Here is a 19,642-nt window from a genome sequence, read left to right on the forward strand (position 1 = left end):
TTTCGACCGAGGGGACGGGGCGACCTCGAGGGGCTGGGCGCTGAAGCTAGACACACTCGAAAAGCGCAAGCGCCCCGTTTAGCCCCGACAAGCGCTGGAGCTAGACAATACTCACCAAAAAAATTTATACTTTCTTCTATAGAAAAGCGCATTCTCGCCCGTTTGCATGGGACCTCGAGCGGCATGAATGCCTACACGCTCTTTAAACATTAGAAAACTTCTAGATCTAAATAAAAAAAATGCAATTCGAATAGGAATCGAATTGCATTTTTTCTAACTTATATTGGTTTATTTAAATTCTAACTCACCATCGTACGCCATCATGCCGCCTTCAAGGTTCGTTACATCGAATCCTTGTGCTTCAAGGAATTCACATGCATTCGCACTACGTACGCCACCTTTACAAACAACGATATAGGCTTTCGATTTGTCAAGCTCATCTACGTTTTCTGGAATTGAACCAAGTGGAATATGAATTGCACCTGGAATCATGCCGTGCTCAACCTCGAAATCCTCACGTACATCAATGATATTTAAATCCTCATTGGCATCGAATAAATTTAATAATTCATCAGTCGTCATTGTTTTCACGATAATTAGCCTCCAATATTTCAACATTCTTAATTATTATAAGTGAAATATTTAGACGATGCTAGCTTTGAAAACAAGAGTGATAAATAAATGAAAAATTACGCTTCTTCTCCCTCAGAGCCAATTGATATTGCTTTTGCAGGAACAAATGTCGAGATTGCATGCTTATAGATAAGATGCTGCTTCCCGTCCGATTCTAATAACACTGTAAAATTATCGTATGATCTTACTAGGCCCTTGAGCTGGAAACCATTTAAAAGGAAAACCGTTACGAATACACTATTTTTTCGTAGATGATTTAAAAATGTATCTTGTAAATTGATCGATTTCATGACAGCGCCTCCTTCTCTATCTTATTTCTACAATTCCTAATATTCTCCATTAATATAAAAAGTTCCTGCTAATTTATTGAAACTCTAGAAAAATTCTTTTATTTTCTCAATATCATTACCGATCCATTGCACGTCCATTTTATTTCGGAAGTACGTAAGCTGGCGTTTTGCATAGCGACGAGAATTTTGTTTAATACGCTCAATCGCCTCTTCTAGCGATATTAAGCCGTCAAAATAGCTATAAAGCTCCTTATAGCCAATCGCTTTTATCGACTGAGCATCCTTTAGTCCTTCATCATATAGCGCCTTCACTTCATGCAGCAAGCCCTGTTCCATCATAAGGTCGACACGTAAATTAATTCGTTCATACAATTTCTCTCGGTCAGTATCGAGCCCAATAATTAAGTGGTTATACAGCGGAATATCCCCTCTTTGATGAGCCTCCTCCGATTTAGATGTGCCACTCCATTCAATTATTTCTAGCGCTCTTATAACACGTCTTGTATTGTTTGGATGAATCGTTTTTGCCGTTTCAGGGTCTAAATGAGCGAGCTTAGCATGCATTGCCTCCGGACCGATCCTCTCAAGCTCCTTGTAATAAGCGGTACGTGCCTCCTCATTGACATCCTCTTCTGTAAACCTGAAGTCATATAAGACCGATTGCACATAAAGGCCTGTACCTCCAACAATGATCGGCATTTTTCCGCGCGCTCGGATTTCTTCAATTTTTGCCCGAACGAGGAGCTGATATTCTGCAACCGAGAAGCTTTCGTGCGGCTCTTTAATATCTAGCAAATGATGGGGTACACCCTCCATCTCCTGCTCTGTAATTTTAGCTGTTCCAATATCAAGCCGCTTATACACTTGCATAGAATCGCCGTTTATTATTTCTCCGTTTAGCATTTTGGCCAGGCGAATACTTAGGGCTGTTTTCCCTGATGCTGTCGGACCAATTATTGCTACTACATCAATTTTCTGTTTCATCGTTTAACCACCGTAGGATTACTTCATATACATATTCTTTATTTTGTTCATTTAATATTTCATGTCGCATATCTTCGCAAATATGCACAACGACCTTTTCCATACCCGCTTCAACAAACTGCTCTCCCACAGTCATAACACCTTTTCCGAAATCACCAACCGGATCTCTACTACCGCTAATTAGAAGCACTGGTAGATCCGCTCTTATGCGAGAAATTTCGTCCTTCCGATTAATAAGTAATAAACCACCCGTTAAATCGACATAAAACTGATTTGTCGCCACAAAGCCACAATGTGGATCATCCATATACGTTTGAACTTGCTTTTCATCTCGACTTAACCAATCATACGCTGTTTTAGCATCGATTACCGATTTATTGAAGCTACCAAAGCTTAGTTCATTCAAAATCTCACTTGGCTTAGTTGTACCGCGTGACTTCGCTAATAATCTTGCAACACGATTCCCTACTACATGTAGCGGGGTAGCTGTGCCTGTTCCGCATAGTATAGCTGCCTTTATCGTGCTACTAAATAACTGCATATAGCGGCGGGCAATAAATGAGCCCATACTATGGCCAAATAGTATTACTTGAGGAAGTGCACGATCCCTTCGAATGAGCTCAGTTACTTCAAAAACATCACGAACGACTCTGTCAAAGCCATTTTCATCCTCAAAATAGCCTTGCCTACCGCCGTTTTCTGCTGTTTTACCATGTCCACGATGGTCGTGTGTCGAAACGAAATAACCTTGGTCTACTAATACGCTTGCAAAATCTGCGTATCTCCCTGAATGCTCTGCCATACCATGTAAAATATGAATATGTCCCTTTATTTCCTGTTGTGGTTCATAGGTTGTCATAAAAACTTCCTTGCCATCACTCATTTTGACAAATTGTTCTAGCTTATTCATCCTATCACCTCTTATTAGTATTACATTACACGTTTAAACATTTTTTCAACCTCATACGTAGAAAAGTGAACAAGCACAGGTCTACCATGCGGGCAAGTGAATGGATTTTCAGCGTTCCGTAAATCGTGCAGCAGCTGCTCCATTTGCACCTTCGTTAAAAAATAATTGGCTTTTATAGATTTTTTACAGCTCATCATGATAGCTGCTTCCTCACGCAGCTTTTTTATATCCGTTTTCTTAGTAGCAAGCACCTGTTCAATAAGCTCTTCGATTATTTCTTGCGGGGCCTCCTGAGGGAACCACGTAGGATATTCTCGTACGATAAACGAGCCATGACCAAATTCTTCTAAAAATACACCCACCTGCTGCAGAGCTCTCTCATGTTCCTTTAAAACTAGTGCCTCGTCAGCAGAATAATGGAAGGTTAGTGGCAATAGCAATGCCTGCCGTTCATTCCCATCGACATCTCCTACCTTATCACGGAAATATTCATATTTAATTCGCTCCTGGGCAGCGTGCTGATCAATTAAATAAAAGCCGTCCTCCATTTGTGCCACAATATACGTTCCGTGAATTTGCCCAACAATTTCAAGCTGGGGAAAAGGCTCTTTTTTCTCTTCCACTTCCTGCAGGGGTTGCTGAGGAGGCTCATGACTTATCGGATTTTGCCCAAACGACTCGAGACTCTGCTGTTCCTGCATAGGTGCCTGTTCCTCGAAAGTTGGCTCCGTTCTCTCCGCTTCAAAATAAGTGCTTTCTTTTACTACAGCCTTTTCTTCATTTAATCGAGAAACGAGTTCCGACATTTTATTTGTATCAAGTGTTGGCGGCTGCTTCCACATATTCATTTGCTCGGAAGGTAGCTTTTCTGGCTTTTCTCGTTTTTCAATTTGAGGCGCACGAATAACTCCGCGAATTGTCTCTCGAATCGTCTCTCCAACGAGTGTAAGTAACTCTGGCTCCTTGCTTAGTCGAACCTGATGCTTCGCTGGATGTACATTGACATCTGTTAATTGTGGATCGGCTTCAATATAAAGTACCACGATAGGAAAACGTTCAATCGGTAAATACGTATGGTACGCATCGACAATTGCCTTTTGAACAAGATAGTGCTTCACCCAACGACCGTTCACAAATAACGACATATAATTTTTCGACGCACGAGTCACCTCAGGCAGCGTTGCAAAGCCATGAACCCTATAATCATTCGACTGCCCTTCAAAAGGAATCATTTTTTTTGCATTGTGTACGCCGTAAATGGCCGCTAGCACCTGCTGGACGTTGCCTCGCCCATTTGTATGCAGCAGGGTTTGTCCATTATGCACAAGCTTAAATGATATAGCAGGATACCCTAGAGCTAGTCGATTAATAAGATCAATACTATGCCCAAGCTCTGTTTGAATCGTTTTTAAATATTTTAATCGTGCAGGGGTATTAAAAAACAGCTGTGCCACCGTAATATCTGTTCCTTTACGAAAGGCAGTCGGCTTTTGTTCCTTTATATGTCCACCATCTAAAAATAACTCGACTCCACTTTGGGAGCCATCTGACGTACGAAGAGTTACTTTAGAAACAGAAGCAATAGATGCTAGTGCCTCACCTCGGAAGCCTAGCGATCGAATACGAAACAAGTCCTGCTCCTTTTCAATTTTAGAGGTAGCATGGCGAGCAAATGATTTTAAGGCATCCTCCTCATCCATTCCACTGCCGTTATCGACAACTTGAATACAGGTTAGCCCTGCCTCCTCAAGAAAAACTTCTATCGTTGTACTGCCGGCATCAATAGCATTTTCAACAAGCTCCTTTACAACCGAGGATGGGCGTTCCACTACTTCACCAGCTGCTATTTTATTCGAAAGCCACTCATCCATAATATGAATTTTGCCCATATACCAAGCACCTCCTTACTTACCATTGACTAATTTTTGCTGTAACTCATACAGCATGTTCATTGCCTGCATCGGCGTTGTTCCCATTACATTACATTTTGATAGGGCATCTAGTACTTCCTTTTGTGAGGGTGACAGCTCCTCCACTGGCGAGAACAATGAAAGCTGTTCATCGACTGCTGGGACCTGAGCAACCTCAACTGTTATTTCCTGATGAGCCGTGTTACTTGATTTGTCGTTCCCTTCAAACTGCCGGAGTAAAACACGAGCACGTTCGATAATCGCCTGAGGCATATCGGCAAGCTCCGCCACATGAACCCCGTAGCTTTTATCAGCTGCTCCTTTTTTTACTTTGTGCAGGAATACCACTTTGCCGTCCCGTTCCGTTGCACTGACATGCACATTTTGTAGACGTGCTAGCTGCTCTTCTAGCTCCGTTAGCTCATGATAATGGGTCGAGAATAACGTGTTCGCCCCAATTTCGGTATGGATATATTCCATCATCGCCTGCGCTAAGCTCATGCCATCATATGTGGATGTACCACGACCAATTTCATCAAACAGCAGAAGGCTATTTTGAGTTGCATGTGTGATTGCGTGCTGAGATTCTAACATTTCGACCATAAATGTAGATTGACCTGCCGCTAAATCATCTGCCGCGCCAATTCTCGTGAAAATTTGATCCGTAATAGGTAGCTCTGCAACTTCGGCTGGTACGTAACAGCCCATTTGCGCAAGCACAACAATAAGTGCTACTTGACGCATATACGTACTTTTACCGGACATATTTGGACCGGTAATGAGCATCATATTTTTATCTTCAGTGAGCCAGCAATCGTTTGGCACATACGCCTGCTTATTTAACATTTTTTCCACAACTGGATGACGTCCCTCGATGATTTTCATCTCATGTGAATCGTGGAAGGTTGGCTTTGTAAATCGATATTTTTCTGTCACAAGAGCAAAACTAATAAACACATCCAGCTCACTAATTTGTGCCGCTAACGCCTGTACTTTCGGGATATACATCTTCAGCTCTTCCCGAAGTGCGACAAATAAATCGTATTCAAGGGCCAGGCTTTGCTCCTCTGCATTTAAAATAAGGGCCTCTTTTTCCTTTAATTCCTCTGTTATATAACGCTCGGCATTGGCTAAAGTTTGCTTTCGCTCATAACGTGTCAAATCCGCGCTTGCAATATTCGATTTTGTTAATTCTATATAATACCCAAACACTCGGTTATAGCCGATCTTCAGATTTTTAATTCCTGTAAGCTCACGTTCCTTTTGCTCTAGCTTAAGGATCCAGTCTTTTCCATTTCGTGAAGCATCACGGTATTCGTCTAGCTTTTCATGATAACCATCACGGATTACATCGCCTTCCTTAATCGAAATTGGCGGGTGATCGGTAATCGCTTTTGATAATAGTGCTTCAATCTCACTACATTCGTCTAAAGCTTGTCCAAGGCTAGTGAGTGTTGCTTTCCCACTTTCAAGAAGGAGCTTTTTAATTTGTGGCACTTGACGCAACGATTCACGAAGCTGCGCTAAATCTCGTCCACCAACATTTCCAAAAGCCACTCGACCTGCTAAACGTTCTAAATCATACACTTGTTTCAACAGCTCCTGTAACTCACCTCGGATGAAAAATTCCTCCAGTAAATCCGTAACAATGGCAAGTCTCGTCTCAATTGCCGAACGAGTGGCTAGCGGCTGATGTAACCATTGCTTTAGCTTTCGTCCGCCCATCGCTGTTACCGTTTCATCTAATAGCCATAGGAGCGTGCCTTTTTGGTCACCTCCACGGATCGATTGAATAAGCTCTAAGTTTCGCTTTGAATTCGTGTCAATTCGTAAATAATGGTTCGTTTCTGTGAAGGTAAACGGCTGTAAGTGAGATAGCGATCTCATCTGCGTTCGCTCAATATACTGCAGGAGACGCTTGGCAGCAGGCTGTAGTCTAGCTGGTATGTTTTCGACATAATAAGCTGCTTGATCTTGTGCCATTTCCTCCCTCTCAAGCGATAAAACGATGCCCGCATTTTCCGCCATCTCCGTCAATTCTATTTGTAATTGCTCGGTCACGATTACTTCACGAATGTTATACGCCAACAGTTGCTGAATACACTCCTTCGCGCCACCTTCCACAATTTGCGCGTTCGCCTCCCCTGTTGAGACATCAGAATAGACAAAAGCAAGTTCATTTGGTGACAACGTTTCTGCACAGGCAAGAAAATGATTTGTTTTTCCATCAATCGATTTGCCCTCCATAATGGTACCCGGTGTAATTAGTTGAACAACTTCACGCTTCACAACACCCTTAGCTGCCTTTGGATCCTCTGTTTGCTCACATATGGCCACCTTATAGCCTTTTGCAACGAGTGTTTCAATATAGTTTTTTGCTGAATGATGCGGAACCCCACACATCGGAATTCGTTCTTTACTTCCTGCATCACGACTTGTTAACGTAATCTCAAGTAATTGCGACGCTTGTACAGCATCGTCCAAAAATAATTCATAAAAATCGCCTAATCGGAAAAACAAAAACGCATCCTTATAATCCTCTTTAATTAGTAGATACTGCCTCATCATCGGTGTATATGTAGTCATGCTCTAACCTCTTTATTTTGATTTGTACTCTCTATTATAACAAATTCTCTCGTTACATCTCGACCAAAGTCCTTTCTATTTACAAAAAAAAGCGCGCTTGAATATGATCTATTCAAGCGCAAATTTACTAGTTAAAAGATGAGGATTCATCAATTTTTTTGTCATATCCACTAGAGCTACTAGAGCTGCTTGAAGATGAAGAGCTTGAAGAGCTTTCATCATCAAAGCGCCATTCCTCTTCAAAATCAAGTGGATGAATGCTAATGCAAACTTTTGTTTCCCCTACAACTTCAACTAAAAATTCTCGTTCGATTGTTACTTTGATTTGCTCGTTGTTCGGTGCAATCACTGCTTCGATGCAGTTTGGTTGCTGAAGTACACGAACATGAACATCGTTTGAGTCACTTACTTCCTCGTCTCTATAATGTAGCTTGATACGATCTCTGTACGAAATTGTTTCAGTGTATACCGCCGTTTTCGAATGGTTATTAAATGCATACCATACGTTAACGTCAAATTTCCCTGAAACTTCTACAAATTTACCTACCTTTTTTGCATGGTAATGATGGTTAATTACCCAGCACCCTAAAATATTGGACGGTGTATTTGGTGGCTTTAATAATTCCGTACACTCTACTCGCTTTTTACCTTTTGCAATAACTGCTTTCGTTACAATCTGGCGCAATCGCTTCACCGACGCTTCCCCCTTCCTGTATGGCTCGCAATATACTATGCGACGGGTGCCTAAAAGGTGAAATGTAGACCGATAAAAAATGGCTAGCTCGAAAATGCAATGCGAGGTAATCACTTTTTTAGAGTCAGTTGAAGGAAGAGCGATCATCAATTCCCACAGTTGAAATACTTTACCCTCCTTGTATTTCTATAGAAGCTTTAAACGAATTTAGCCTTTAATATTGTCTGTATTGGTTGATGCGCCATTTCCTTATCTTGTTTGTTTAACAAGGCTCCATACCATCGTGGCGAGAGCGGAAATCACCCCCGAGTTATGGTGACGAACCCAAAACTTATAAATTATATACATTTTATTCAAACAACTATATTACTACCGATACAATATAAAGAATGTAGTATAAAAAGACTGATGAAACCATTAAATAGTAAGGAGTGGTGAACGAAATGAAAGTCGGAATTTCAATCCTTCAACCAATGTTTCCTATAGTGGTAAAGAAAGAAAAAGGAGAAGATGAGGCTAGTTTGAGCCAACAGCCGAGGAATGCTAAGCAAGTATTAAAAGAAATAGCCCAGCGCCAAATTACTGCTATCGAGGAAGCACGAACTGATATGGGAGAGGATGATCCAAAGGCACAACGATTAATCGAAAAGTTTAAAAATGGCAAAAGGCTAACACCGGAGGAAATGAGCTATATCCGTAAAAACGCACCCGGCATGGTGGACTATATTGACCGTATCCAACGTGAACGCGAAGTGATTGAGCTCGGGATGAAAATGGCACCGACGAAGACAGACGTCCAAATGGTTGCTTTTCGCGCCTCTAAACAAATTGAAAAGCACCACAACCCCGAGGAAAGAGAAATTCGTGCCAAGCATTTAGCCGATGCTAAGAAAGAATACGAAAAAACAGATGAATATAAGGATAAGCCAAACAGTCCGTTAGATCCCTATAATAAGAAGCCGATTCGTGTAAAACAGAAGAAAAATCCAAAGCAGCATGCGCAAATTGCCATCCAAGCTTATGAAAATACTAAAAACCAAAAGGTAGAGACTACTACTATCCATGAATGTTAAAAAGAAAGTTTAGCCGTATATCACCCTAAAATCATGATACACGGCTTTTTCAAGCATGCAAATTATCTAGATCTATCCCGTACGTCTAGGATGCTAAAAATAAATTTAAAGCTAATTGATTGAAATGGCTTACCTGCCTCTCCAGGAAAGCGCACTCACGCAACTGGAATCAAACCTAAAATATAAGAAAACCTTAGAAATAACTACTTCTCGTGACGTGAATTTTTTTCCTTGTTTTTTTCTTTATGAGAGTTTTTCAGTTGTTCCTTTGATAATTCATTCTCTTCACGAATATCTAAATCATCTGGACTTAAATCTAACCCAAATTCTTCCTGATTCCATTTGTTCTTGTTTTGTTTTTCTATATCCAAATTTAACACCTCCAATTTATAAATTCTCCCTCTTGGCAAATTTTATACTTGGCATCCATTGCAAATGAATAATTACAGGCAATACGCTGAAGAAACTTCGGATATCAGATGTGTTGATTATACAAATACTAGTAGATCATAAACGTGCTTTTTAGTGAAATGATTAATAAAAAGGCGCTTGCTCGTTGATTGGAGCGAAGGCGACTCGACTCCAGCAGGAACAGCACGAGCTGAAAATCCATTTCTTTCGGCATTAGCCGAAAGAAATTAGTTGAAGCCGTGCCTGCGGAAAGCGAGTCAGCCGTAGCGGAAATCAACGTATTCCAATTTTCTCTTTAACAATAAGAGGTAAATCAACACGCGTGTTCGGATATATCAAAAATCCAAATTGCCAGACTTACATGTATCGGGGCTTCTATCGCAACAATAGGCGATGCCCTCTCTGCAATTACAGCAGGTCTAGCACTAAATGCCTTAGAAAAATCGAGTAACAGCAATCCTCAAATCAAAAATAGTGATCACTCTAATGAAGCAGATAATCTGCAAATGCAAATAGATTATTTAATTAGCTTACTCAAATCCTATTTCAAGAAATCCATCACACTTCGGCACCTTGAATCTATGGAGGGAAGCACAACTAATGTGTATTTTTATATTTTAACCAATTCTTCAAATAGTATGAAAAGGGTGTCTTTTCGGCACTATGCAAAGAAGTTTATCTTATTGCATAAATAAAAATCCCTACAAACCAAAAGGCTGTAGGGAAGATAAACTACCAGTATTGCATTATGAGCAGCTTCCAGGCGTGCTATTTTTTACTTTTGAGCCTGTTTCGCCACGTAATTGGTCGCCACCAGTTGATTCAATAATTTCATTTGTCACTGTGTTGGCAATGGCATTTGAAACTAATTGTAGTAAATCGTTGACATCCATTTGTGATTGCTTAAATTCTTGTACAACCGGTACTGCATCGATTTCTTCTTCAATCGCAGTAATTTTACCTTCGATCATCTTCAACGCTTTTTCCTTCCCTAGATGCTGGAAGTTTACAGCTTGCTTTTGAAGCGTTTTTAATGAAGCAATTTTTTCGCGGATTTTTTGATTTTCGTTAATTTGCTCTTCTGCTTTTTTAAAGAATTCAACTTCTTCTGTATTGGCAATCATATGTGCAATTTCTTTTGCTTTTTCAATAATTTCATCTTTTGTATACATTTTTGTCATTACACCTGCACCCCTGTTCGTTTTATCACTTCCACGAATTCACCACGTAATGAGTAGGACTTCGCTTCAAGTATTTTCACTTTTACTCTTTGACCTACTAAGTCTTTATCACCTGCAAAGTTTACTAGTTTATTTTTTCGCGTGTAGCCTGCTAAAACGTCATCACGCTTTTTACTACTACCTTCTACTAGTACTTCAACTACTTGCCCTTCGTATGCTTTTAATGCCTTTGAAGAGAATTCTTCCACGACAGCAATTAATCGTTGCAAGCGTTCTTTTTTCACCTCTAGTGGAACATTGTCTACCATTTTCGCAGCCGGTGTTCCTTCACGTGGAGAATAAATATATGTGAAGGCCATTTCAAAGCCAACTTCACGGTAAAGATCGAGTGTTTCTTGGAATTGCTCTTCCGTTTCATTCGGGTAACCAACGATAATATCCGTTGTTAACGCTACGTCAGGTATCGCTACTTTTATTTTTCGAACTAATTCTAGGAAGTGCTCACGAGAATATTTACGGGCCATAATTTTTAAGATTTCATTCGAACCAGATTGAACTGGTAAGTGAATATGCTCAACTAAATTCCCTTTTTTCGCTAGCACTTCAATTAAGTGATCATCAAAATCACGTGGATGGCTTGTTGTAAAGCGAATACGCGGGATATCAATTTTACGCAGCTCGTCCATCAGATCTCCAAGGCGGTATTCGATATCTGTAAAATCCTTACCATAAGCATTTACGTTTTGACCGAGCAGCATAATTTCCTGATAGCCTTGCGCTGCTAGTTCACGTACTTCTTGAATAATCTCTTCCGGACGACGCGAGCGTTCTTTTCCGCGCGTATACGGTACGATACAGTACGTACAGAATTTATCGCAGCCGTACATAATGTTAACCCATGCTTTAATCGAGCCTAAGCGTTTTTTCGGTAGGTTTTCAATAACATCGCCCTCTTTAGACCACACCTCAATCACCATTTCTTTTGAAAGATAGGCCTCTTTTAAAATGTGTGGCAGACGATGAATATTGTGCGTACCGAACACCATATCCACATGAGGGTACGTTTTTAAAATCTTATTAACAACCGATTCCTCCTGTGACATACAGCCACAAACACCGATTAGCATTTCTGGATTTTGACGCTTGTATTTTACGAGGAAGCCGAGCTCACCAAATACTTTATTTTCTGCATTTTCACGAATAGCACATGTGTTTAGAAGTACTACATCTGCCTCTTCGATTACCTCAGTCGCCTGGTAGCCAAGACTCATAAAAATACCAGCCATAACCTCTGTATCATGCTCGTTCATTTGGCAGCCGTATGTACGGATGTAAAATTTGCGTCCCTCACCCATCCCAAGGAATTCTTCATCGATGGAGAAATCTTTATGGTACTTTACTTCCTCTTTCCCACGTTTTTTCGCATCTTTAAGTGATGGCGCTGTAAATACGCGCTCAAAATATTGACTATAATCTTTATCTTCTTTTTTTGGTTGTTTCACTTGCTGACTAGCTAGTCGTTGTTCTTCATTCATCGACTGTGATAGCTCCCTTCATTCAAATACCCATTTTAACATTATAGCGAATGATTGCGTACCCATACAAGCTTAGACCATGAATTCTTTATAGCTTTCCGGGTCATTTTCCTTCAAAATTGAAAGAAATGTGACACACAAGCGAACAACCTGCCCCCAGTTCATATTATACCGTGCTTCAAACTGAAACTTTGGCAAATGAATCACATCTCGAAAAAGCCTTTTTGGTTCAATTCCTTGTTCCTCTAAATAAGCTAGAAACGCAAGAAACAGCTTATGATCCTCTACTTGCAACCTCTTATGTTGAAGGAGTGCATCTAACTTGTCGTTGAAGGAATTCGCTTTCTGAAAGAGCTTTTGAAAGGTTTGCTCATCCTTTTCATTTTTAAATTGAAGGAATCTCACTACATTTGTCATCATTGAATGCCTCTTTAAATTTTAATAGGTGTGTTCCGCCAAAAAATTGAAAACTTCCGCCGATTTTTTTAATTGTTCCGCCAATTTTCGCGAAACTTCCGCCATATTTTTTAAAACTTCCGCCAAACATCATCAGGAATTAAATATCGCCGTGCACTCGTACTACCCTCATAATAAAAATCAGCTCTTTTTAGTATTTTATTAGCCACGTCCGCACTATCAATATAAAAAAATTGACGTAATTCTCGGTTCGTAATCCATTCACTTAAGAGTAAACGATAATCGTGCAGCCCTTGCCTTAATGCTTCATACGATTGATTCCCACAAGAGCAAATAAATTTCCCTTGCTTATATTTCATTACCTTGTCACATAAACAAATAGCTCCTCTTCGAATCATAATTTGCCCAAAAGGGTGCTTCCATTTATTCGGCTTATGTAGGATCAAGAATTCTCGTTGTAATAAATCTAACATACTTTCATCTATTTGAATCGGATAAGCCTTAAACCAGTCACGTAATTTTAACCGTAAACCCGGTAATTTAAATATATGAAACTGCTGTGGCATCCCATCCAAAATAGAGGACGCACTTGTAAAGACGACCGCATGAATGATTGGTAGCTCTACCCCTAACTTCCACAGCACTCCTTCAATAAATGCAGCATGACGTTCTAGCTGCGCGAATGGATCTGTCAAAGCTTGCCGTTGATTATTCCATGTTCGAATAAGTTGATTTGTTTCGATGTCATAAGTAATCGTACCACTTATATTTTTTATTTCTAGGAGTAAAATAAAGCGATTCGTCACAAGTACAGTATCTATTTGATGTGGGAAGCCACGAGCATTCTTCGTTTCAAATCCTTGTAACAAAAAATGTGGTTCACTAAGCTGTAAATCGACCAGGAATGTGTCTGCTCTTCGCTCTCCTTCAAATCCTCTTTCTGCTTTCCAATGCAATTCATCTAATACCTTTCGTTGATCGGCGTCGATCACTCCACGCCTTAATAATGCTTCAATCACTAGCATTTTGGTCGGTAGTTTTCTTGAGATAGCTAGCAAACGAATTTCTCCCCTTTTAGCCTATTGTAAAAACATTCCACCCGAAAGGCTATAGTAAGGGCTAAAATTTAATTTTGGGTACTTTCCTTACAGTGGGATCCACATAAAAAAAATCCCGCCAATGGACGAGATTTTATACAGTAAACCTGCTAATGCTATGTTGCAGGACTGTTGTATTTTTCGTAATATTTTGGACGCCTAAATGCATGGATTCTGTCACCTTAGACTGATCCTCTACACGGGTGGCAATATCAGCAATACGCTCAGCATTGCTTTCAATTTTTCTCATTAGTGTAGTAGAGGTTTCTGCTACATCATGAGCATAAACCGTTAACCTGTCGATTGCCTCAACACCATGCTCTAACGGTGGCATGACCGACTCTACCTGCTTCGAGATTATTAAAAATTGCTGTTCCATTTTTTCTGCTGCCCTTAAGCCCGTTTCGACACATGCACTTGCTTGCCCCACCGCACCAGATATTTGACCCGATCGATGCTGAATTTGCTTGACTAAATCCGTTATGACCTTTGTAGCATCCACTGATTGCGCAGCGAGCTTTTTCACCTCATTGGCAACAACGGCAAAGCCTTTTCCTTGTTCACCAGCTCTTGCAGCCTCTATAGAAGCATTTAGCGCTAGCAGGTTCGTTTGATTCGCGATTGACTCGATAATATCAATAGCTTGATAAATATCCTTCGTTTGATCACTAAAATCTCGTAACACACCGTTTACTTGCTCCATAACCGTTTCAATTTCATGAATCGATTGTACATTTTGCTTGACCAGTTTTTCCCCAGAAAGGGCTTGCTGATATGTAGAACTCATATTGGTATGAACACCATTAACTTGGTCCTTCACGTCCGTTAAATCTCTAGCCACTTCCTTGACATGCTCACCATTTACTAAAATTTGAGCACTAGCCTCCTGCATCTTTTGCGCAATGTGACTTGTTTCTAGTCTAATTTGTAAGGCTGATTTTGTCGTTTGCTCAGAGGCTATTTGTAAAGAGTTGTTTGATTCATTAACCGAGTTGGCCCCTTGCCGAACCGTTTTAATTAATGCTTGTAAATCAGCCATCATTTCATTATAATAGCGAACTACTTCGCCTAATTCGTCTCTCCCATCATAGGTTGCAAAATGAGTTAAATCCCCCTGCTGCGTTAACTTCAATAAACGCTTTAATTCCTTTGTTGGTACTTGTATGGAGCGGGTAGCTAATACTGCTAAAGCAATAACTGTAGCAATCATTAGCACACTAATAGAAGCTAATAACAAATAGCCGTTTTTAATATTTCTCTTATAACTTCTTAACTGTGCTTCTGCTCTTTCGAGAATATACGCCTCTACTTCGGCAGGCGATACAGAATTGTTATTGTAGTATTCCATTTTCGAGTCAAACTCAATTAGTTTTTCTCCATCATATAGAGCTTTCAATGCTAGTAACTTTTCATCATACATAGCTGCCGTATTATTTTCCATCTTCCTTAAATAATCCATACTAAATAAGGCTAATAACATATTAGAAAGAATACAAACAATCATTAGTAAAATTAATCGATCCTTTACTTTTATATATTTTCGCACAGCATAAGCCCCCTTCATAGGAAGCTTACCCTATCAATATAAAGACATTATCTTGCATATGTAAATTTTACGTAAAAAAGGGACAGTCTGAAAATACATTTCAAGACGGAACCATAGACAAGGATGGTGGCTTATGAAGCGACCACCGCAGGAGCAACTTTTCTTAAATTATTAAGGGGGTGTTCAGAAAGTTTTTACTTTCTAAACACCCCCTCTCGTATTATAAAAATTCCTTCACTAACGAATCAAATTGCTCTTCGCTTAGTGAAATATCCATATCAGTTAGTGGAAGCTCAGAATAGCCCTCCACCTTTTCTTGGTAAGACTTTGTTTCCTGATCGTGATAAATAATACCCGTTACTAAACCTTCATGCTGCATCACCGTTTGCATTGCTTGCTCACGGTTCGTATGATCATAGCCTTCAATGTCAGCAAGCTTTGTTAAATTCTCTTTAAACCAGTCGTACGTATTCACCTTATTGTACGTTACACATGGTGAGAACACGTTAATGAATGAAAAGCCTTTATGATTTAATCCCGCTTCGATTAAAGCTGTTAACTCTTTAATTTCCGTTGAGAAACCTTGCGCTACAAATGTGGCACCTGCAGTTAATGCTACCTCTAATGGCTTTAACGATGGCTCAATTGCCCCACCTGGCGTTGACTTTGTTACAAAGCCAGCTGCTGAACGCGGAGATGTTTGCCCTTTTGTTAAGCCGTAAATTTGGTTATCCATCACCACATACGTTATGTCAATATTACGACGGATCGCATGAATTGTATGCCCCATCCCAATTGCAAAGCCGTCACCGTCACCACCTGAAGCAATTACCTTCAAATCACGATTAGCCATTTTTAAGCCTTGAGCAATCGGTAGAGCACGACCATGAATACCGTGGAAGCCATATGAGTTAATATAGCCTGATATTCGACCAGAACAGCCAATCCCAGAAATAACCGCTAATTCATTCGGCTCGTATCCAACATTTGCTGCTGCACGCTGAATTGCGGCCTGTACGGAGAAATCTCCACAGCCTGGGCACCAGTTTGGTTTTACACTATTACGAAAATCTTTAAATGTAGCCATTAGATTTCCTCCTTTACAAGATTCGTTAATTCACGTGGTAGGAATGGTGTACCATCATATTTTAAGACGTTACGGATTTTACCGTGACCGCCAATTGACATTTTCATAATGTTTGCCAGCTGAGCTGTTGCGTTGTTTTCTACAACAATCACTTTTTTCGCTGAATGGACTAGCTTTTGCATTTCCTCTGCTGGGAACGGGAAGATTAAGCGAACATGTGCATGGTTCGTTTTAATGCCCTCTGCGTTTAATGCATCCTGTACTTCCTCTAATGCGCCGCGCGTTGAGTTAAAGCCTACTAATAATACGTCGGGTTCCTCATGTGGTGCATTCACATGAACTGGCTTATCGAATTGTAAACTCTCTAGCTTACGGAAACGTTTGTCCATTTGCGTACGACGGTTCCCCGTTGCCTCAGATGGCTTCCCAGTTTCATCATGCTCAACACCTGTCACATGGTGAATACCGCCCAGCATACCAGGTAGTACACGTGGTGAAATGCCGTCTTCCGTATTTTCAAATCGTTTATAATAATCCTTCGCCTCTGGATCCTCTGGTGCCGTAATTTTTCCACGGCGAATATCTATTTTGCTATAGTCAAATGGATCTACCGATTGCTTCCCAAGCGATAATTGTAAGTCAGTCATTAGAATAACCGGTAGCTGTAATTCCTCTGCAATATTGAACGCTTGGATTGTATCGTAGAACGCTTCCTCCATTGTTGAAGGGGCAATTACGACTTTCGGAATTTCACCATGTGTTCCATATACCATCGCCATTAAATCCGATTGCTCCTGCTTCGTTGGAAGTCCTGTAGACGGACCACCACGCTGCGTATCGATAATAACAAGCGGCTGCTCTGTCATACCAGATAAACCGATTGCCTCCATCATTAACGAAAGTCCAGGACCAGCTGAAGCCGTAAACGAACGTACACCGCCATAGTTGGCACCAATCGCCATTGTTGCAGCCGCAATTTCATCCTCTGTTTGAATGACTGCCCCACCAACTAGCGGAAGCTTTTTAATCATAAACTCCATTATTTCTGATGCCGGTGTAATTGGATAGGCTGCCATAAAGCGAGCACCTGCTGCGAGCGCACCAAATGCAACTGCATCATTCCCAATCATAAACATACGGCGCTTTCCGTCAGCTGGCGCTAATTCCCATGCCCCTACACGGTCACCGATTTGTTCAGCAATCGCTGCACGACCACGTTCGATTGCTTCCATATTTTTTTGTACTACCTCTTCGCCTTTACGACCGAAAATATCAGTCACGACGTTTTGGAATACTTCTTCGTTTAAGTTTAATAGCGCAGCTGTTGCCCCAATTGCCACCATATTTTTCATTAATGATGTACCAAGCTCAGCAGCAATCTCCGTGAACGGTACTGCAAAAAGCGGTGCCTTTGAATCTTCTGGATTCGTCGGGTCGAACTTCGCATCTGCTAAAATAATACTGGATTCCGTTAATTCTTTATAATTGACGTCAATCGTTTCCTGATCGAACGCCACTAAAATATCTAAATCGTCCGCAATGAAGCGTACTTCCTCAGGACGAACTGTAATTTTATTATTCGTATGGCCACCTTTAATACGAGAAGAGAAATGACGATAGCCGTATAAGTGATATCCTAAACGGTTCATAGCCGTTGCGAAGATTTCACCTGTACTTTCAATCCCTTCACCTTGTTGCCCACCGACTTTCCATGAAAGCTGATGTAACATTTCAACATCTCCTTAAAATACATTTTATATATGAATTTCCTTCATAAGTTTAACATGAAGATGTTGTGTGTACTATTGAAAATATTATATTCCGTATAAAAATCAGTCCTAAGGCGGAGCTTTTTTTGTCATTTTGATTATGGCTTTTTAAAAATTGAAAAAAGAGCCGCCATTTTAATTGGCAGCTCTCCTTAATTATCGATTTCGTTTTTCTACAACTAACTTTAAAGCCGTACGATCCTCACCAGCAATCGTAATATCAGCAAATGCTGGAGCACAGATTAGATCTGTTCCACTTGGAGCTACGAAACCTCTTGCAATTGCTACCGCTTTTATTGCCTGGTTCAATGCACCTGCACCGACCGCCTGCATTTCTACATATCCTTGCTCCCTGATGACCGCAACAAGTGCACCTGCAACTGAATTTGGATTTGATCGAGATGATACTTTTAATGAATCCACAACTATTCCTCCCCATTGAGCTTAAAAGTTTAGTATACGGTTAACAATTTGTTGTCCGTAGCTCATTGTATGCGGCAGAAAACAGAAATATACTACTCTATAGTTGCAAAAATTGGCATCATTGAGTAAAAGATTTGTCGAATTTTATTTATAGCAGAAAAACACCTAAAAACGACCTTTTTTACGATTGGAACGGATAGTCCTCATTGATATAAATACGTTCTTGGCGAAGTGCTTTGCCCGTTTTATCATCGATTTCTACAAAGAAGCCACTTAGCACTTCACGACCCTTTTTCGGCACTTCAAAACGAGATGGCATATTTGTTTGGAAACGATAAATAACACTTTCCTTAGTCATTCCTAAAATTTCATCATAAGGTCCTGTCATCCCAACATCTGTAATGTACGCTGTGCCGCCTGGGTAAATGCGAGAGTCTGCTGTTTGTACATGTGTATGTGTCCCCACAACTGCTGACACACGGCCATCTAAATGCCAGCCTAGCGCAATTTTCTCTGACGTCGCCTCCGCATGAAAATCAACGAATACAAGCGGTGAAGTTTTACGTGCCTGGGCTACAAGCTCATCCCCCAAAGCAAAAGGATCCTCATGTGGAGGAAGGAATACACGACCATGTAAATTAATAACAGATAGCGTAACCCCGTTTTTAGAAATCTGCACCATTCCTTTACCCGGTGCATCCTTCGAAAAGTTTGCCGGACGAATTAAATAGTCCGCATCATCAATAAAATCAAAAATGTCTTTATTATCCCACGTATGGTTACCCATTGTAATGACATCGACACCCATTTGTAAAAGATCATTATAAATATTCCGTGTAATACCGCGCCCAGCAGCAGCATTTTCTCCGTTTGCAATAACAACATCTACCCCATATTTTTTCTTTAATCGAGGTAAGTATTTTTCAACCGCATCTCGACCAATCGAGCCTACGATATCACCAATAAATAGAACCTTCATTTTTTACGACCACACTTTCTTTCTAATACGCCCTATTGTAGCATTTTCATCGGAATGAGTGCAATGAAGGAGAAGACGGTTAACAGCCTTTTAATCATGGAATTCCCGCGAAGTGAA

General features: G+C 40.5%; 20 protein-coding genes. 1 reads left to right on the forward strand and 19 read right to left on the reverse strand.

All coding sequences use genetic code 11. From position 1 onward, the window contains the following. Positions 1 to 288: 288 nt before the first annotated feature. From V4T18_RS07150 to cotE, 7 genes are all read right to left on the reverse strand, one after another. Positions 289 to 591 carry a rhodanese-like domain-containing protein gene (locus tag V4T18_RS07150; RefSeq protein ID WP_332648145.1) on the reverse strand — a complete coding sequence of 101 codons (303 nt, stop codon included), beginning with the start codon at positions 589 to 591 and terminating at the stop codon, positions 289 to 291. Positions 592 to 689: 98 nt separating this feature from the next. After that, positions 690 to 923 (reverse strand): RNA chaperone Hfq, encoded by a 234-nt coding sequence (gene hfq / locus V4T18_RS07155; protein ID WP_332648148.1) that lies wholly within the window; start codon positions 921 to 923, stop codon positions 690 to 692. A gap of 84 nt (positions 924 to 1,007) precedes the next feature. After that, the gene (gene miaA / locus V4T18_RS07160; RefSeq protein ID WP_332648150.1) at positions 1,008 to 1,907 is read right to left on the reverse strand and encodes a tRNA (adenosine(37)-N6)-dimethylallyltransferase MiaA; all 900 of its coding nucleotides are present in this window, start codon (positions 1,905 to 1,907) and stop codon (positions 1,008 to 1,010) included. Next, positions 1,891 to 2,817, reverse strand: a complete 927-nt coding sequence (locus V4T18_RS07165) for an alpha/beta hydrolase (protein WP_332648153.1) — start codon at positions 2,815 to 2,817, stop codon at positions 1,891 to 1,893. Before V4T18_RS07165 ends, miaA begins: the two co-directional genes overlap by 17 nt. Positions 2,818 to 2,837: 20 nt before the next feature. Next, entirely contained in the window at positions 2,838 to 4,706 is a 1,869-nt protein-coding gene (gene mutL / locus V4T18_RS07170; protein WP_332648155.1) for a DNA mismatch repair endonuclease MutL, read from the reverse strand. A gap of 15 nt (positions 4,707 to 4,721) precedes the next feature. Next, the gene (gene mutS, locus V4T18_RS07175; protein WP_332648157.1) at positions 4,722 to 7,313 is read right to left on the reverse strand and encodes a DNA mismatch repair protein MutS; all 2,592 of its coding nucleotides are present in this window, start codon (positions 7,311 to 7,313) and stop codon (positions 4,722 to 4,724) included. Between the two features lie 127 nt (positions 7,314 to 7,440). After that, on the reverse strand, positions 7,441 to 8,007 hold the full coding sequence (gene cotE, locus V4T18_RS07180; protein ID WP_332648159.1) for an outer spore coat protein CotE: 567 nt from the start codon (positions 8,005 to 8,007) through the stop codon (positions 7,441 to 7,443). 443 nt (positions 8,008 to 8,450) lie between these two features. On the opposite strand from cotE, the gene V4T18_RS07185 reads away from it, so the two are divergent. Further along, on the forward strand, positions 8,451 to 9,080 hold the full coding sequence (locus V4T18_RS07185) for a hypothetical protein (RefSeq protein WP_332648162.1): 630 nt from the start codon (positions 8,451 to 8,453) through the stop codon (positions 9,078 to 9,080). A 203-nt stretch (positions 9,081 to 9,283) separates the two neighbouring features. Here the strand turns inward: V4T18_RS07185 and V4T18_RS07190 are convergent, their stop codons facing one another. From V4T18_RS07190 to V4T18_RS07245, 12 genes are all read right to left on the reverse strand, one after another. Then, the gene (locus V4T18_RS07190) at positions 9,284 to 9,451 is read right to left on the reverse strand and encodes a hypothetical protein (protein ID WP_332648165.1); all 168 of its coding nucleotides are present in this window, start codon (positions 9,449 to 9,451) and stop codon (positions 9,284 to 9,286) included. A 128-nt stretch (positions 9,452 to 9,579) separates the two neighbouring features. Further along, positions 9,580 to 9,705 (reverse strand): hypothetical protein, encoded by a 126-nt coding sequence (locus tag V4T18_RS07195; RefSeq protein WP_332646081.1) that lies wholly within the window; start codon positions 9,703 to 9,705, stop codon positions 9,580 to 9,582. 532 nt (positions 9,706 to 10,237) lie between these two features. Then, the gene (locus V4T18_RS07200; protein ID WP_332648166.1) at positions 10,238 to 10,672 is read right to left on the reverse strand and encodes a RicAFT regulatory complex protein RicA family protein; all 435 of its coding nucleotides are present in this window, start codon (positions 10,670 to 10,672) and stop codon (positions 10,238 to 10,240) included. After that, the gene (gene miaB / locus V4T18_RS07205; protein WP_332648168.1) at positions 10,672 to 12,207 is read right to left on the reverse strand and encodes a tRNA (N6-isopentenyl adenosine(37)-C2)-methylthiotransferase MiaB; all 1,536 of its coding nucleotides are present in this window, start codon (positions 12,205 to 12,207) and stop codon (positions 10,672 to 10,674) included. The genes V4T18_RS07200 and miaB overlap by 1 nt, the downstream gene beginning before the upstream one ends. A 72-nt stretch (positions 12,208 to 12,279) precedes the next feature. Next, positions 12,280 to 12,624 (reverse strand): hypothetical protein, encoded by a 345-nt coding sequence (locus V4T18_RS07210; RefSeq protein ID WP_332648171.1) that lies wholly within the window; start codon positions 12,622 to 12,624, stop codon positions 12,280 to 12,282. Further along, on the reverse strand, positions 12,593 to 12,754 hold the full coding sequence (locus V4T18_RS07215) for a hypothetical protein (protein WP_332648173.1): 162 nt from the start codon (positions 12,752 to 12,754) through the stop codon (positions 12,593 to 12,595). Before V4T18_RS07215 ends, V4T18_RS07210 begins: the two co-directional genes overlap by 32 nt. After that, complete coding sequence (locus tag V4T18_RS07220; protein ID WP_332648174.1) at positions 12,735 to 13,682, reverse strand: nuclease-related domain-containing protein; 948 nt, start codon at positions 13,680 to 13,682, stop codon at positions 12,735 to 12,737. The genes V4T18_RS07215 and V4T18_RS07220 overlap by 20 nt, the downstream gene beginning before the upstream one ends. 133 nt (positions 13,683 to 13,815) lie before the next feature. After that, positions 13,816 to 15,267 carry a methyl-accepting chemotaxis protein gene (locus tag V4T18_RS07225; RefSeq protein WP_332648176.1) on the reverse strand — a complete coding sequence of 484 codons (1,452 nt, stop codon included), beginning with the start codon at positions 15,265 to 15,267 and terminating at the stop codon, positions 13,816 to 13,818. A 220-nt stretch (positions 15,268 to 15,487) separates the two neighbouring features. Then, entirely contained in the window at positions 15,488 to 16,354 is an 867-nt protein-coding gene (locus V4T18_RS07230; protein WP_332648178.1) for a 2-oxoacid:ferredoxin oxidoreductase subunit beta, read from the reverse strand. Then, positions 16,354 to 18,084 carry a 2-oxoacid:acceptor oxidoreductase subunit alpha gene (locus tag V4T18_RS07235; RefSeq protein ID WP_332648181.1) on the reverse strand — a complete coding sequence of 577 codons (1,731 nt, stop codon included), beginning with the start codon at positions 18,082 to 18,084 and terminating at the stop codon, positions 16,354 to 16,356. Before V4T18_RS07235 ends, V4T18_RS07230 begins: the two co-directional genes overlap by 1 nt. 195 nt (positions 18,085 to 18,279) lie before the next feature. Next, positions 18,280 to 18,546: a stage V sporulation protein S gene (locus V4T18_RS07240; RefSeq protein ID WP_332648183.1), complete on the reverse strand. Its 267-nt coding sequence runs from the start codon at positions 18,544 to 18,546 to the stop codon at positions 18,280 to 18,282. Between the two features lie 181 nt (positions 18,547 to 18,727). Continuing rightward, positions 18,728 to 19,525, reverse strand: a complete 798-nt coding sequence (locus tag V4T18_RS07245; protein WP_332648186.1) for a TIGR00282 family metallophosphoesterase — start codon at positions 19,523 to 19,525, stop codon at positions 18,728 to 18,730. Positions 19,526 to 19,642: the final 117 nt, after the last annotated feature.

Origin of the sequence: Lysinibacillus sp. 54212, from assembly GCF_036662795.1 — a bacterium.
In the GTDB taxonomy this organism is placed as follows: domain Bacteria; phylum Bacillota; class Bacilli; order Bacillales_A; family Planococcaceae; genus Lysinibacillus_B.

Bases quoted from the DNA above. Each gene is read 5' to 3' on its own strand.
- V4T18_RS07200 (WP_332648166.1), bottom strand. From the start codon at position 10,672: ATGACAAAAATGTATACAAAAGATGAAATTATTGAAAAAGCAAAAGAA.
- V4T18_RS07230 (WP_332648178.1), bottom strand. From the start codon at position 16,354: ATGGCTACATTTAAAGATTTTCGTAATAGTGTAAAACCAAACTGGTGC.
- hfq (WP_332648148.1), bottom strand. From the start codon at position 923: ATGAAATCGATCAATTTACAAGATACATTTTTAAATCATCTACGAAAA.
- V4T18_RS07210 (WP_332648171.1), bottom strand. From the start codon at position 12,624: ATGACAAATGTAGTGAGATTCCTTCAATTTAAAAATGAAAAGGATGAG.
- mutL (WP_332648155.1), bottom strand. From the start codon at position 4,706: ATGGGCAAAATTCATATTATGGATGAGTGGCTTTCGAATAAAATAGCA.
- V4T18_RS07215 (WP_332648173.1), bottom strand. From the start codon at position 12,754: ATGTTTGGCGGAAGTTTTAAAAAATATGGCGGAAGTTTCGCGAAAATT.
- V4T18_RS07185 (WP_332648162.1), top strand. From the start codon at position 8,451: ATGAAAGTCGGAATTTCAATCCTTCAACCAATGTTTCCTATAGTGGTA.
- V4T18_RS07235 (WP_332648181.1), bottom strand. From the start codon at position 18,084: ATGTTACATCAGCTTTCATGGAAAGTCGGTGGGCAACAAGGTGAAGGG.
- mutS (WP_332648157.1), bottom strand. From the start codon at position 7,313: ATGACTACATATACACCGATGATGAGGCAGTATCTACTAATTAAAGAG.
- V4T18_RS07195 (WP_332646081.1), bottom strand. From the start codon at position 9,705: ATGCCGAAAGAAATGGATTTTCAGCTCGTGCTGTTCCTGCTGGAGTCG.
- miaB (WP_332648168.1), bottom strand. From the start codon at position 12,207: ATGAATGAAGAACAACGACTAGCTAGTCAGCAAGTGAAACAACCAAAA.
- V4T18_RS07165 (WP_332648153.1), bottom strand. From the start codon at position 2,817: ATGAATAAGCTAGAACAATTTGTCAAAATGAGTGATGGCAAGGAAGTT.
- miaA (WP_332648150.1), bottom strand. From the start codon at position 1,907: ATGAAACAGAAAATTGATGTAGTAGCAATAATTGGTCCGACAGCATCA.
- V4T18_RS07245 (WP_332648186.1), bottom strand. From the start codon at position 19,525: ATGAAGGTTCTATTTATTGGTGATATCGTAGGCTCGATTGGTCGAGAT.